At 45.4% G+C, this 14,898-nt stretch carries 12 protein-coding genes; 11 read left to right on the top strand and 1 reads right to left on the bottom strand.

All coding sequences use genetic code 11. The annotated features are described in order from the left end of the window. The first annotated feature begins 922 nt into the window (after positions 1-922). The 11 genes from BCT34_RS18270 (at position 923) to BCT34_RS18220 (ending at position 13,949) form a co-directional block, all read left to right on the top strand. On the top strand, positions 923-4,024 hold the full coding sequence (locus tag BCT34_RS18270; RefSeq protein ID WP_076656934.1) for a beta-galactosidase: 3,102 nt from the start codon (positions 923-925) through the stop codon (positions 4,022-4,024). A 293-nt stretch (positions 4,025-4,317) separates the two neighbouring features. Beyond that, positions 4,318-5,322 (top strand): substrate-binding domain-containing protein, encoded by a 1,005-nt coding sequence (locus BCT34_RS18265; RefSeq protein WP_076656933.1) that lies wholly within the window; start codon positions 4,318-4,320, stop codon positions 5,320-5,322. A 269-nt stretch (positions 5,323-5,591) separates the two neighbouring features. Continuing rightward, positions 5,592-6,170 (top strand): electron transport complex subunit RsxA, encoded by a 579-nt coding sequence (gene rsxA, locus BCT34_RS18260; protein WP_004734039.1) that lies wholly within the window; start codon positions 5,592-5,594, stop codon positions 6,168-6,170. A gap of 2 nt (positions 6,171-6,172) precedes the next feature. Further along, positions 6,173-6,766 (top strand): electron transport complex subunit RsxB, encoded by a 594-nt coding sequence (gene rsxB / locus BCT34_RS18255; protein ID WP_004734040.1) that lies wholly within the window; start codon positions 6,173-6,175, stop codon positions 6,764-6,766. Between the two features lie 7 nt (positions 6,767-6,773). Continuing rightward, the gene (rsxC, locus tag BCT34_RS18250) at positions 6,774-9,575 is read left to right on the top strand and encodes an electron transport complex subunit RsxC (protein WP_076656932.1); all 2,802 of its coding nucleotides are present in this window, start codon (positions 6,774-6,776) and stop codon (positions 9,573-9,575) included. Further along, positions 9,575-10,621, top strand: a complete 1,047-nt coding sequence (gene rsxD / locus BCT34_RS18245; RefSeq protein WP_076656931.1) for an electron transport complex subunit RsxD — start codon at positions 9,575-9,577, stop codon at positions 10,619-10,621. The genes rsxC and rsxD overlap by 1 nt, the downstream gene beginning before the upstream one ends. A 13-nt stretch (positions 10,622-10,634) precedes the next feature. Then, positions 10,635-11,264 (top strand): electron transport complex subunit RsxG, encoded by a 630-nt coding sequence (rsxG, locus tag BCT34_RS18240; RefSeq protein ID WP_076656930.1) that lies wholly within the window; start codon positions 10,635-10,637, stop codon positions 11,262-11,264. After that, positions 11,264-11,956 carry an electron transport complex subunit E gene (locus BCT34_RS18235; protein ID WP_076656929.1) on the top strand — a complete coding sequence of 231 codons (693 nt, stop codon included), beginning with the start codon at positions 11,264-11,266 and terminating at the stop codon, positions 11,954-11,956. Before rsxG ends, BCT34_RS18235 begins: the two co-directional genes overlap by 1 nt. Before the next feature lie 183 nt (positions 11,957-12,139). After that, a complete protein-coding gene (gene nth, locus BCT34_RS18230) occupies positions 12,140-12,775 on the top strand; it encodes an endonuclease III (RefSeq protein WP_076656928.1) in 636 nt (211 codons plus the stop codon). Between the two features lie 123 nt (positions 12,776-12,898). Next, on the top strand, positions 12,899-13,315 hold the full coding sequence (gene gloA / locus BCT34_RS18225; protein WP_019822356.1) for a lactoylglutathione lyase: 417 nt from the start codon (positions 12,899-12,901) through the stop codon (positions 13,313-13,315). A 199-nt stretch (positions 13,316-13,514) separates the two neighbouring features. Then, the gene (locus BCT34_RS18220) at positions 13,515-13,949 is read left to right on the top strand and encodes a DUF2753 domain-containing protein (protein ID WP_004734047.1); all 435 of its coding nucleotides are present in this window, start codon (positions 13,515-13,517) and stop codon (positions 13,947-13,949) included. A 96-nt stretch (positions 13,950-14,045) separates the two neighbouring features. Here the strand turns inward: BCT34_RS18220 and BCT34_RS18215 are convergent, their stop codons facing one another. Beyond that, positions 14,046-14,891 (bottom strand): OmpA family protein, encoded by an 846-nt coding sequence (locus BCT34_RS18215; protein WP_102305864.1) that lies wholly within the window; start codon positions 14,889-14,891, stop codon positions 14,046-14,048. Between the last annotated feature and the right edge of the window lie 7 nt (positions 14,892-14,898).

Genomic DNA, 14,898 nt, shown 5'->3' with positions numbered 1-14,898 from the left:
CGCTTTTAATTACCCAGTATCATAATTATCGGGCTGAGAGTTTCTGTGATCAAACCCAAAATCATGAAAACGTTTCCATTAAATTTTGTTAGATTAATAGATTTAAGTAATGCCTTCCAATTCAAAGATTTATGTCAGCCACCATCTCTGCTCATATGATTATGCGCTCAACGAATAGGGTTAAACAGACCGCTACAACTCAAAAACAGACAAGAGCTTAAAGACAGTTAAACAATAAAATTCAACAACTTACAAATAATCTGCAATTTGATAATTAGCTCAAACACATTTCCTCTTGAACTCACTACACCACACTCGTATTCTTAAGCTTTAGAGTACAACTATGAAGTGTCTCTCTGGGTCCTAACTTTTACATTCCAGCTTGACGGTATAAAACACAATGCTTGTCGCCTAGCTTCGGCATTGAACTTGATACTTACTTCCTTGTCTCACATGCCCAGTTATTATTGACTGGGCTGTTTTTCCCCTCACAAATATCCCTAAACCCTTGCTATCTCTAGCCTAGATTCACTATTACCTATATTCGCACGTAGCGAACACCCTCAGCTCTAGCGCACAATCGACTCCCTCAACAATCCTGAAATAGAAAACGATTCCATTTAAAACCCACAGAAAGATCTTAAAAACCTACGCTACAAGCTCAATTATCAGATCAAAATCACACAAAGTAATCGCAAATCCATCAATAACGCAAAAATGCCAACCTCATCATGAAAACGTTTCCATGGTTTATTTACACTCTCCCTCGAGTTAGGACTCAAACAGAAAAGTATCCACCGGTAAAAAATAGAGACACTTCATAAAGCCAGACAGTAGCAACAATATTAGATGTCACTGCAAAAAAAACCGATGACTCAATAAAACTATTACCAATATTGAACACTTTAAGAGTAGGAATACCATGAAGGCATTTTCAAACATCATCCAAAGACGCGATTGGGAAAACCCGCAGTCTGTGAATATCCACTGCCTTAATGCGCACAGCCCATTATCAAGCTACCGCAACCTTAAACACGCTCGAGACGGCATTGAATCACAACGCAAATCTCTTAATGGACAATGGAAGTTCAAATTCTTTGATGCACCAGAACAAGTTGACGGTGAATTTATCGAAACCAGTTTCAACGACTCACAATGGGACAACATCACCGTACCGTCGAACTGGCAAATGCAAGGCTATGACAAGCCAATTTACGCCAACGTAAAATACCCATTTGAAGTGAATCCACCGTTTGTTCCAGCGGACAACCCAACCGGTTGTTACCGCACTCAAGTTACATTAACGGAACAAGATTTAGAAAACACACAACGTATTATCTTCGATGGTGTCAATTCTGCTTTTCATCTCTGGTGTAACGGTGACTGGGTTGGCTACAGCCAAGATAGCCGTTTGCCCGCCGAGTTTGACTTAACTCAGTACCTAACTGTTGGCGACAATACGCTGTCTGTCATGGTGATACGTTGGTGTGATGGTAGCTATTTAGAAGACCAAGATATGTGGTGGCTAAGCGGTATTTTCCGTGATGTCACCTTGCTAGCTAAACCAAAGCAGTGTATTGAAGATGTGTTCGTTACGCCTGACTTAGACGCATGCTATCGCGATGGCTCACTGTCTATTATCACCAAAATTACTGCACCGGACACCTACCAAGTTCAGGTTCAATTGTTTGACGGTGAAAACGCGGTGACCGAGCCACATATCGATCGCCCTCATAATCGACGAATTGATGAGCGTGGCACCTACGATGATGTAGTATTCCAAACTCTTCATGTTCGAGAGCCGAAGAAATGGAGCGCAGAAGTTCCTAACCTCTACCGAATTGTCGTGTCATTGCTTGATGAACAAGGTAACCACCTAGAAAGTGAAGCTTATCAAGTTGGTTTCCGTAAGGTGGAAATGACTGACGGTCAGCTAAAGCTAAACGGCAAACCGCTCTTGATTCGCGGCGTAAACCGTCATGAGCACCACCCTGAACTAGGGCATGTGATGACAGAAGAAGACATGATCCGCGATATCTGTCTAATGAAGCAGTACAACTTCAATGCTGTACGCACAGCACACTACCCTAACCACCCACGATGGTACGAGCTGTGTGATGAATATGGCTTATACGTGTGTGATGAAGCGAACATCGAGACTCACGGCATGCAGCCAATGAACCGCTTATCGGCCGATCCACAATGGGCACACGCTTATATGAGCCGTTACACGCAAATGGTGATGCGTGATAAGAACCACCCTTCCATCATTATTTGGTCTTTGGGTAACGAGTCGGGGCACGGCAGCAGCCACAATGCGATGTATGCTTGGTCGAAACAGTACGACCCTTCTCGCCCGGTACAGTATGAAGGCGGTGGTTCAAATACCACCGCTACCGATATCATTGCACCAATGTACGCACGCGTTAACAGCACAATTGAAGACGATGCAGTTCCAAAATGGTCTATCAAAAAATGGGTTTCTCTGCCTAACGAGCAACGCCCGCTTATTCTTTGCGAATACGCACATGCTATGGGCAACAGTTTAGGTAGCTTCAATGACTACTGGGATGCATTCCGAGAGTACCCTCGTTTGCAAGGCGGTTTCATCTGGGATTGGGTTGACCAAGGATTAAGCCAGTGGGATGAAAATGGTGAACACTTCTGGGCTTACGGTGGAGACTTTGGCGACATAATTAATGACCGTCAGTTCTGTATCAATGGTTTGATCTTCCCGGATCGTAACGTACACCCGACCTTGGAAGAGGCTAAATACTGCCAGAGAATGATCAGTGTTACGTTAGCAGAACAAACTGAAGATCAATGCCGTCTGACGGTTACCAATGAAAATCTGTTCCGAGCAACCGACAATGAAATCTTACGCTGGCAATTGCTCGAAAATGGCATCGTGATTCAATCAGGGCAACAAGTCTTATCCGTTGCTGAAGCGACTAAACAAGAACTGATTATTGACCTTGATTTCACGCCAAAAGCACAAGCTGAATATCATATCAACACCGATATTACCCTGATTCATTCGACCAAGTGGGCGGAAGAAGGCCATGTTTGTGCAACGGAGCAGTTTGCTTTACGTAACCAAGCTGGTTTGCAACTCCCTAAGATTGCAAATGCTTTGGCTCCTCAGTTAAATCAGCAATACGATAAAGTTGTCGTATCAAGCCTAGATGAAACGCATCAATGGCAATGGGACACACAGAGTGGATTGTTGACTCACTGGATCGTTGATGGGCAACCGCAAGTTATCAAGGCACCTGTCGATAACTTCTATCGTGCGCCACTGGATAACGATATTGGTATCAGTGAAATAGACAATATCGACCCAAATGCATGGGCTTGTCGTTGGGAACTCGCAGGCATTAATCAATGGGAACGTCAATGTACAAGCTGTGTCGCGCAAGCACTCGCAGATTCAGTCCAAGTAACATCGGTATTCGCCTACCAATTTAATGGCCAAATCCAAGCGATTACACAGTGGCAATACACCTTAAACAACTTGGGTGAAATGAATATCTCGGTTGATGTGACCCTAGCAGATCACTTACCGCCGATGCCGCGTATTGGCCTTGAAATGGAACTACCGTTACCAATCGAAACAGCCAATAAAACTCCGATTTCATGGCAGGGGTTAGGTCCTTTTGAAAACTATCCAGACCGTTTGGCCGCTGCTCGATTTGGCTTACATAAGCAAACACTGGACCAGATGCACACACCGTATATCTTCCCAACCGATAGCGGTTTGCGTTGCGGAACCAAAAATTTGAATGTTGGAAATATCGGGATCGAAGGCGATTTCTCATTCAGTGTTAGTCAGTACAGCCAGCAACAGTTAACGGATGCTAAGCATACCAATGAGCTAACTCGTGAAGAGAAAATCTATGTACGCGTTGATCACCAACATATGGGCGTTGGTGGTGATGACTCTTGGAGCCCAAGTGTTCACCAAGAGTTTCAACTCACCGACAATCAATATCGTTATCAGGTTACACTAACAAGCGCATCATAAGTAAATTGGGACCAAGCGACTCGCTCTGACGTCACTTGGTTCTCGATTGCCTCGCTTCACATGACTGTGGTTCACGCAGCAATAGTTCATGCGACCATAGTTCACACGCCAATGTGACTCAAAAGCCAAGCTCAAATCTAGAGCTTGGCTTTTTATTATCAAACGATAAGCCAACCAAAAATAAACCATCAAACCTCGTCATATTTGATGTTTAGTATTTGAATTGGCTAACTATCCGTTGTTAAATGTCCAACCACTAGCACACAGCATTATATTCAGAATAAGAGAGCGGAATGGCTACCATTAAAGATGTTGCGAAGGAAGCAGGCGTATCAATCGCGACCACCTCTCGAGTAATCAACAATGCACCTCACACCAGTGAAACCGCAATTGCAGCAGTAAAAGCCGCGATGGAAAAACTCGGTTATCGTCCAAATGCCAACGCCCGTGCATTGGTCAGCAAATCTTCAAACGCGATTGGCGTATTGGTCAACGATGTTTCAGCTCCCTTCTTCGGCTCGATGATCAAAGCTATTGATACCGTGGCCAGCGAGCAAGAGAAACAGTTACTGATTGGTAGTGGCTACCATGATGCAACTAAAGAGCGTAATGCCATTAACCTGCTTATCAACAGCCGCTGTGAATCACTCGTTGTTCATAGCAAAGGCATCAGCGATGAAGAGTTAGTCAAACTCGCCAATGAAGTACCTGGCATGGTGCTGATCAATCGCATTGTTCCCGATATCGAAAACCGCTGTATTGCTCTCGACAACCGCCGCGGTTCTTACATTGCAACCGAGTATTTGATTAAAAATGGTCACAAACACATTGGTTACATCTGCTCGAGTCACGATATTGAGGACGCTCACGACCGCTTAGGTGGCTATTTAGATGCATTGAAAGATCACGGCATTGAACCGAACGATGAGTACATCGAATATGGAGAACCGGACGAGCTAGGTGGTGAGCAAGCCATGGTTAATTTAATGGCAAAAAACACAGATATTACGGCCATTGCGACTTATAACGACTATATGGCGGCAGGCTGCTTGGCGTTACTGCAAGAAAATGGCGTTCGTATTCCAGAAGATATATCCGTTATTGGGTTTGACGACGGCCACATTGCGCGCTTCATCTATCCTCGATTGACCACCATTCGTTATCCTATTCAAGTCATGGCAAACCAAGCGGTTAAGCTATCTTTGCAACTTGCAAGTGACGAACCTAAGGAAGACCCGGAACATAAGCTATTTATGCCAATTTTGGTGCGCAGAGCCTCCGTTCGAAACATTAATTGAGAAAGCTCAGAACCATTCTGATTGAGTAACTTCCTTCTTCGATACTTTTTGCAACAAAGAAAATAGGATTGATTAGATGAGTTATCATTGAGTTAATCTTATTTTTCATTCCCTACAAATACCCACCTATACTTAATCTGATCTATCTTAATCAAACGTTTACTCGTTGATTTTTTCACCAAGTGTCTAAATCCCTAGTGATCCTTGGTTGTTATTAGGTGAGCAAAGCAGGATAATATCGGGATCGGAATCTCAAGAATTAATCCATTATGACCGAATACCTTTTGTTGTTGGTTGGCACAGTGCTGGTCAATAACTTTGTGCTAGTGAAGTTTTTAGGGCTATGTCCATTTATGGGAGTCTCCAAGAAACTGGAGACTGCGATTGGCATGGGCCTCGCAACGACTTTCGTTCTGACGTTAGCGTCGGTATCTGCATACCTAGTAGAAACCTACATCCTTACCCCTCTGGGTATTGAATACCTGCGTACCATGAGCTTCATCTTGGTTATCGCGGTTGTTGTTCAATTTACGGAAATGGTCGTCCACAAAACCAGCCCAACGCTATACCGTCTATTGGGCATCTTCCTACCACTTATCACCACAAACTGTGCGGTGTTAGGTGTGGCACTTCTGAACATCAATGAAAACCATAACTTCATTCAGTCGATCATTTATGGTTTTGGCGCAGCAGTGGGTTTCTCTCTTGTATTGATCCTTTTTGCTGCGATGCGTGAACGTATTGCGGTTGCAGATGTACCAATGCCATTCAAAGGTGCATCAATTGCGATGATCACAGCAGGCCTAATGTCTCTGGCATTCATGGGCTTTACTGGGTTGGTGAAATAAGCATGAGTACCATTTTAATTGCGATCATTGCGCTAGCCGTTTTAGCCGCTGTTTTTGGCGCTATTTTGGGCTTTGCTTCTATCCGCTTTAAAGTAGAAGCCGACCCTATCGTCGACCAAATCGACACAATTTTACCGCAAACTCAATGTGGCCAGTGTGGCTACCCGGGTTGTCGCCCATACGCAGAGGCGATAGCTAACGGAGACAAAATCAACAAATGTCCTCCAGGTGGCCAAGCAACCATTGAGAAACTAGCAGACTTAATGGGCGTAGAAGTCGAAGACTCCGCTCATGACTTAGATAACAAAGTAAAAACCGTTGCCTTCATTCATGAAGATATGTGTATCGGCTGTACCAAGTGTATTCAAGCCTGCCCTGTTGATGCCATTGTTGGTGGCACCAAAGCACTGCACACAGTTATTAAAGATGAGTGTACCGGTTGTGATCTATGTGTCGCGCCGTGCCCTACTGACTGTATTGAAATGATTCCAGTGGCAACAACGACTGAAAATTGGAAATGGCAGATGAACATCATCCCTGTTACTGATATCACTAACCAAGCCACTGATGCGACTGCGTCAGAGCCTAAAGCATAGGGTTGGTATGATCTCTTTAATTGAACAAATTCGCACAGGCTCTATTTGGAACTTCCCGGGCGGTGTGCACCCTGCTGAAAACAAGAAACAGTCAAATACTACTGACATCGTTCATGCAAGGCTTCCTGAGGAAATCGTTCTTCCAGTAAAACAACACATCGGTAAGCCCGGCAACCTATTAGTTGCTGTTGGTGATACTGTGTTAAAAGGTCAGCAACTTACTGCGTTAGATACTGGTTTTACGTTGCCTGTACACGCCCCAACATCGGGTGTGGTAACTGCAATCGAACCACGAACCACCGCTCACCCTTCAGGCTTGAGCGAAATGTGCGTGGTTATTAAACCCGATGGTCTAAACACGTGGGTTGAAAAGCACCCTGTCGAAGATTTTTCTTCAAAAACCTCAGACGAACTGCTTGATGTGATCCGCCAAGCGGGTATTTCAGGTATGGGCGGCGCTGGTTTCCCTACGGCTAAGAAGCTTCAATCTGGCCTAGGCCGTACCGATATCCTGATCGTCAATGCCGCTGAGTGTGAACCTTACATCACGTCAGATGACAAGTTGCTTCAAGAGCACGCCGAAGAAGTATTAAAAGGCATCGAGATAGTTGAACACATCCTTCAACCAAAACTGACTGTTATCGGCATTGAAGACAACAAACCAGACGCGATCAAAGCACTTGAGATTGCAGCGAAAGACAAAGATATCGTCATTCGTGTTATCCCAACCAAATACCCTTCTGGTGGTGAGAAACAACTCATCAAGATCCTCACCAATAAAGAAGTACCTGCTGGCGGTATTCCTGCAGATATTGGTGTTTTGGTTCAGAACGTTGGCTCTCTCTACTCGATCAAGCGAGCGGTCATTGATGGTGAGCCTGTTATTAACCGTGTGGTGACTTTAACCGGCAAGACCTTTAAGCAACCTCGCAACGTTTGGGCATTATTAGGCACCCCCGTACACGAGTTACTTGAAGAGTTTGGCTACAAAGCTGATAAGAAACTGCCGCGTTTGATTTTGGGTGGCCCGATGATGGGCTTTACCTTGCCACATGCCAATGTGCCGATCACTAAAACATCGAACTGTATTTTAGCGCCAACGCGTCGTGAGATTTCACCAAGCACTTACGAAATGGAATGTATTCGATGCAGTGCATGTGCCGAAGCTTGTCCTGCGTCATTGCTCCCTCAACAATTGCAATGGCATGCGAAAGCCAACGAGTTGGATAAGTGCGAAGAGCTAAATATTAAAGACTGTATTGAGTGTGGTGCTTGTGCGTTTGTTTGCCCAAGTGAAATTCCGCTAGTTCAGTACTATCGCCAAGCGAAAGCCGAAATCAAGACAAGAAAAGACGAAGCTGCTGCTGCAGAGCGCGCCAAGATTCGCTTCGAAGAGAAAAACGCTCGTATGGAGCGTGATAAAGCCGAACGTGAAAACCGCTTTAAGAAAGCCGCAGATAGTCGCCGCAAAGATATGAAAACATCTGGCGGTGATGATGCTATTGCTGCTGCGATTGCTCGTGTTAAAGCACAAAAAGCCGCTGCGGATCAGACTCCAAATGAAGAGCCAGCAGTGAAACCTGCGGTTGCTGCTGCGATAGCTAAGGCAAAAGCGAAACAAGCTGCCGCTCAGAAAGCGAATGGCGCTGAACCAGACAACTCTGAAATGTCGAAGCTACGTGAAGAACGTAAACGACAAGCACGAGAACGCAAAGCACAACAAGCAGCAGCGGGTACTTCAACTGAAAGCTCTGGTGATGACAAGAAAAAAGATGCCGTGGCTGCTGCGATTGCACGAGCTAAAGCGAAGAAAGCTCAACAAGCGGAATCAACCTCTGATGCTCCAGTTGAAAGTACTGGTGATGCTAAGAAAGATGCTGTCGCTGCGGCTATTGCACGTGCTAAAGCGAAGAAAGCACAGCAAGCTGAATCATCTTCTGACGCTCCAGCTGAAAGCTCTGGCGATGCTAAGAAAGACGCAGTTGCTGCGGCTATTGCTCGCGCTAAAGCGAAGAAGGCTCAACAAGCGGAATCGGCTACTGAAGCTCCAACTGAAAGCTCTGGCGATGCTAAGAAAGACGCTGTCGCTGCGGCTATCGCTCGTGCTAAAGCGAAGAAAGCTCAACAAGCGGAATCAACCTCTGATGCGCCAGTTGAAAGTACTGGTGATGCTAAGAAAGATGCCGTTGCTGCTGCGATTGCACGTGCTAAAGCTAAGAAGGCTCAGCAAGCGGAATCAGCTTCTGACGTTCTAACTGAAAGTTCTGGCGATGCTAAGAAAGATGCCGTTGCTGCCGCAATAGCTCGTGCTAAAGTGAAGAAAGCACAGCAAACGAAACAGGCTGAGACATTAGAAACTCCTGAACCAGTAATTGAAGTTGAAGCTGAAACTCAACAAGAATCAGTCGATCCTAAAAAAGCGGCTGTTGCTGCCGCTATTGCACGCGCTAAAGCGAAGAAAGCTCAGCAAGCGAAACAGACTGAGACAGCAGAAGCGCCTGAGCCAGTGCTCGAAGTGGTAGCTGATGCTCAACCAGAAGCTGTCGATCCTAAGAAAGCCGCAGTTGCTGCCGCTATCGCACGAGCTAAGGCGAAAAAAGCACAGCAAGCTAAGCCGGTCGAAGCTGAAGAAATCGCTCCCGAACCTGTAGCTGAACCTTTAGTCGAAAAAGAGACTGTGGTTGAATCTGAGGCTCAATCAGAACCCGTCGATCCTAAGAAAGCAGCCGTTGCTGCCGCAATTGCTCGTGCTAAAGCAAGAAAAGCACAGCAAGAGCTAGATAAAAAGAACAATGAGGAGAAAGAGTAGTGGCCTTCTTTATCGCCAGCTCACCGCACGCACACAGTCGTAGAAGCACCCCAGATCTCATGAAATGGGTGGCTATTTGTGCATTGCCAGGTCTACTAGCTCAAACCTACTTCTTCGGATGGGGTACACTCATCCAGTTAGTATTCGCTATTGCACTTGCGGTTACCTTTGAAGCAGCAGTCATGCTGCTAAGAAAGCGCCCGCCAGTGATGGCACTACGTGATTACAGCGCTGTTGTTACTGCTTGGCTGCTGAGTGTTGCGATTCCTCCGCACTCACCGTGGTGGATTCTAGTGATAGGTATGTTCTTCGCTATTATTATTGCGAAGCACCTATACGGCGGCCTTGGGCAAAACCCATTTAACCCAGCGATGGTGGCGTACGTTGTTTTGCTGATCTCGTTCCCAGTTCAGATGACCAGTTGGAATGCACCAGCCAGCTTAACCGCTGAAGCAACGAGCTTTGTTGACTCTTTCTTGATGATCTTTACGGGCTTCAATAACGAAGGATTATCTCTACAGCAAGCTCGTTTAAGTATTGATGGCACCACAATGGCGACGCCACTCGATGCCTTCAAAACCGCATTAACGGCAGGCAACACAGCGTCTGAAGCTCTCTCTCAACCGCAATTCAGCTGGTTAGCTGGTGTGGGTTGGGAATGGGTAAACCTTGCTTACCTTGTTGGTGGCTTGGTGCTTATCAAACAACGCGTGATTCAATGGCATATCCCAGTAGCATTTCTGGGTAGCTTGACGCTATTTAGCCTAGTGTTCTTGATGTTCACTCCCGGTGAAACCGCATCACCGACCATTCATCTACTGTCTGGCGCAACCATGCTTGGTGCATTCTTCATTGCAACCGATCCGGTTTCAGCCTCCACGACAGTCAAAGGTCGCTTGGTATTTGGTGCCCTGATTGGCGGGTTAGTCTTTATTATCCGCAGTTGGGGTGGCTTCCCTGATGGCGTGGCGTTTGCTGTATTGTTAGCCAACATGTGTGTTCCACTGATTGACTACTACACCAAACCTCGTACATACGGTCACTAAGGGAGCGGATACCATGCTAAATGCAATTAAGAAAAACGGCCTTGTACTCGCGATTTTCGCGTGTGCTTCGACGGGTTTGGTCGCGGTAACGCACTACCTGACCAAAGATCAAATCAAACAGCAAGAACAGGCTCAACTACTGTCTGTTCTTAACCAAGTGATCCCGCACGATCTGCACGACAACGAACTGTTTTCGTCTTGTACTTTAGTTCAAGCAGAAGAGCTTGGTACTCAGCAAGCGATGCCTGCTTACATAGCTAAAATCAATGGTGAACCAAGCGCGATTGCCATCGAAGCGATTGCACCGGACGGCTACAATGGCGCGATTAAAGTCATTGTTGGAATGAAAATCGACGGTACTATTTTAGGTACTCGCGTGCTTTCCCACCAAGAAACTCCGGGATTAGGTGATAAGATTGATCTACGTGTGAGTGATTGGATTCTTTCGTTTGCCGGTAAGCAAGTAACGGATACTAACCTTGACCGTTGGAAGGTTCGTAAAGACGGTGGTGACTTTGATCAGTTTACTGGCGCGACCATTACGCCAAGAGCGGTGGTAAAATCAGTCAAACAAGCGGTCCAATACGTTAATCAAAACAACCAAGCATTGCTTGCTCAACCTCTAAATTGTGGTGGTGAATAATGAGTGACCATAAAACACTAATCAAAAATGGCATGTGGGCCAACAACCCTGCCCTAGTTCAGCTTCTTGGCTTGTGTCCTCTGTTGGCTGTGTCTTCAACGGTGACCAACGCACTTGGACTAGGTATTGCGACTCTGCTTGTATTGGTCGGTTCGAACGTTGCAGTTTCTCTGGTTCGTAACCACGTGCCAAAAGAAGTGCGTATTCCAGTCTTCGTAATGATCATTGCATCACTGGTAACCTGTGTTCAGCTTCTGATGAATGCTTACGCGTATGGCCTTTACCTCTCTTTGGGTATCTTCATCCCACTGATCGTAACCAACTGTATCATCATTGGCCGAGCTGAAGCCTTCGCGTCTAAAAACGAAGTGCTACCGGCTGCTCAAGATGGTTTCTGGATGGGTCTTGGCATGACATCTGTACTGGTTGTACTGGGCGCAATGCGTGAGGTTATTGGTAACGGCACCCTGTTTGATGGTGCAGACCTGCTTCTTGGTGATTGGGCTTCTGTATTACGAATCCAGATATTCCAATTTGATAACAGCTTCTTGTTAGCTCTGCTTCCACCGGGTGCCTTTATTGGTGTTGGTTTCTTGATTGCCTTGAAAAACATCATCGACAACCAAGCAAAATCTAGACAACCTAAACAAGAAAAACCAGTCATTGAACGCGCTCGCGTTACCAATGCTTAATAAGTTACAGTAGTTTAAACCCTGCTGAGTAGCTCAACCGCTCAGCGGGTAATTAGATTGACCAAGTACACATAATAATGACGCTCATAAGAGCGCGTAACCGATGATAAAGCCTGAGCATTTAGAGTTTATTGAATACCCACTCTGAAAATCAAGCCCTAACTATTTGAAAGTAATGTCGCTATGAACAATGTAAAACGAGTAGAAATACTTGAGCGTTTAAGAGAAAACAACCCAAAGCCAGAGACTGAGCTTAACTGGAACAGCCCATTCGAACTGCTGATTGCTGTTCTATTGTCTGCACAGGCAACTGATGTCAGCGTAAACAAGGCGACGGATAAACTTTATCCTGTAGCCAATACTCCACAAGCCATTTTCGACCTAGGTGTTGATGGCTTAAAAGAGTACATCAAGACAATCGGTCTATTTAATTCAAAAGCAGAAAACACCATTAAAACGTGTCGCATGCTGCTTGACCTACATAACGGTGAAGTGCCAGAAGATCGTGCGGCATTAGAAGCCCTTCCTGGTGTTGGTCGTAAGACTGCCAACGTAGTACTGAACACCGCTTTCGGTTGGCCAACCATTGCCGTTGATACTCACATCTACCGTGTATCAAACCGAACTAAGCTAGCAATGGGTAAAACCGTCGACGATGTCGAAGCAAAGCTACTTAAAGTGGTTCCAAAAGAATTCAAACTGGATGTCCACCACTGGCTCATTCTTCATGGACGTTACACCTGTGTCGCGCGTAAACCACGTTGTGGCAGTTGTATCATTGAAGACCTATGTGAGTTCAAAGAGAAAACCGACGTCTAAGCTAGCTCTAAGCGAAAGAAGCTAAGAAGCTAAGAAGCTAAGAAGCTAAATATCGCCGCGTTTTTCTAGCGGCAGAAAAATGAATTACAAAAACGTAAACATAGTTAAAGCTAGGAGCAAATCATGTCAAACGGTCGTATTTTACACACCATGCTGCGCGTTGGTGATCTAGACAAGTCTATCGAGTTCTACACAAAAGTAATGGGCATGCAGCTATTACGTAAGAACGAAAACAAAGAGTACGAATACACACTGGCTTTCGTTGGCTTTGGCGACGAATCTCAAGGTGCTGTGATTGAACTAACGTACAACTGGGGCACGACAGAATACGACCTTGGTTCTGCTTTTGGTCACGTTGCGATCGGTGTTGATGACATCTACACAACTTGTGATGCAATTAAAGCGGCAGGCGGTAACGTAACGCGTGAAGCAGGTCCGGTTAAAGGTGGTTCTACACACATTGCATTCGTTAAAGACCCTGATGGCTACATGATTGAGCTGATTCAGAACAAACAAGCAAGCGCAGGTCTAGAGGGTTAATTCCTCAATATTTTGCGAAACTGGGCTGGAACGCCTGATGAAATTAAAAAAGAAGCGAGCACTATGCTCGCTTCTTTTTTATGTTTCCACTCATGAACAATACTCTTCAGCAATTATTCTTAACAATCTCACTGATGAAACTTTACATGATAATGATTATCATTTAAATTAACCACCTATTGATTAGTGAGGTAATACAATGATTAGCGAATGGGAAAAACACACGTTACTTGCCGATACTGCATTGCAGCTCGACGATCCTGTACGAAGTATTCTTCATTATCAGCAGGCTTTGAATTTAAGTGAAGAAATTACGGAACGCACCGATATTCAAGCCGACGAGCGCTTACTTATCTCGGTGATATCTTGCCACAACCTAGCCCAATTCTGGCGTTGGGCTGGCGATACTGAATACGAACTCAAGTATCTTCAACTTGCTTCCGAAAAGGTACTAACACTGATCCCACAGTGCCCTAATACCCAATGTTCAAGCTTTATAGATTCAATTGGTTGCTGCAAAAAAGCGCTTATCGATTTCATGAAACGCCATCCAAACCCTAAAATTGCCTCTATGGTGGAAAAGATTGATACCGCAACCAACTGTGAAATGATCGCTCGTTTCCGCTTGAACTAAACAAGTTGCGTCAAGAAAACGACTAGAGATTTAAAATACAAAAAGCCCGTCATTAAAAGACGGGCTTTGTCACTTTAAACGAACACTTAACTGGGCTTAAACCTGTGTGCGACCTAAAGAGATCACAACGCGTCGGTTCTTATCTTTACCAATCGGCGAGTTATTGTCGGCAATTGGACGACGCTTGCCATAACCTTGTACCTGAATACGGTCTTCTGGCAAACCGAGAGATTTAAAGTACTCTCTTAATGAGTCTGCTCTGCGCTCTGAAAGATTTTGGCTAATACCTTTGCTGTCGACAGAATCGGTGTACGTAGCCACCAGCACAAGATCAATGTCTTGGTTGTAGCGAACGTAATCGGCAATCTGACTCAGCCTTTTACGCGACGCCTTGTTCAGCTGATCGCTGTTGCGGTCGTAGTGCAAAATAGTGAAAGAGATATCTTCAAAGCTGTAAGGCAGCAAGTTGGCAACACAATCACTGAACACATTGTATTTTTCTTGGAATAACACTGATGACAACGACACTTCGATACGTTGATCTCGGCTCTGCCACTCTTGGTAGCTGAATGTTGGATAACGCCCTTTCTCCAACTCACTCAAGATACCCCAAGCTGTTTGACCGCCGACGTAGCCATCAAATTGCTGGAAGAACTTAATGGTTGTCATGCGATCGGCACTTTCGCCCGGACGCCAAGGTGGCGGCATAGAGATCAAGCTTACATTACGCGTTGCACCCATTGGGCGGCGCATTTTTAGCTCAAAGTCCAAAATGATTTTTTTACTCGCGCGAGATGAGAACTCAGCGTCACCGAAGTTTGGGATTGGATGAACTAAGCGACATTCTAGTGGCGTGTTGGCCACCATCTCCCACGTTGATTGTTGAGGAGATGCTCCGTAACGCTTTTCTTGTGCCATTACTGATGACGTGTTTAGGAGCAATAAAGTT

Origin of the sequence: Vibrio sp. 10N.261.45.E2 (assembly GCF_002875705.1) — a bacterium.
Lineage (GTDB): Bacteria > Pseudomonadota > Gammaproteobacteria > Enterobacterales > Vibrionaceae > Vibrio.
This window is presented reverse-complemented; position numbering and strand designations above follow the sequence as displayed.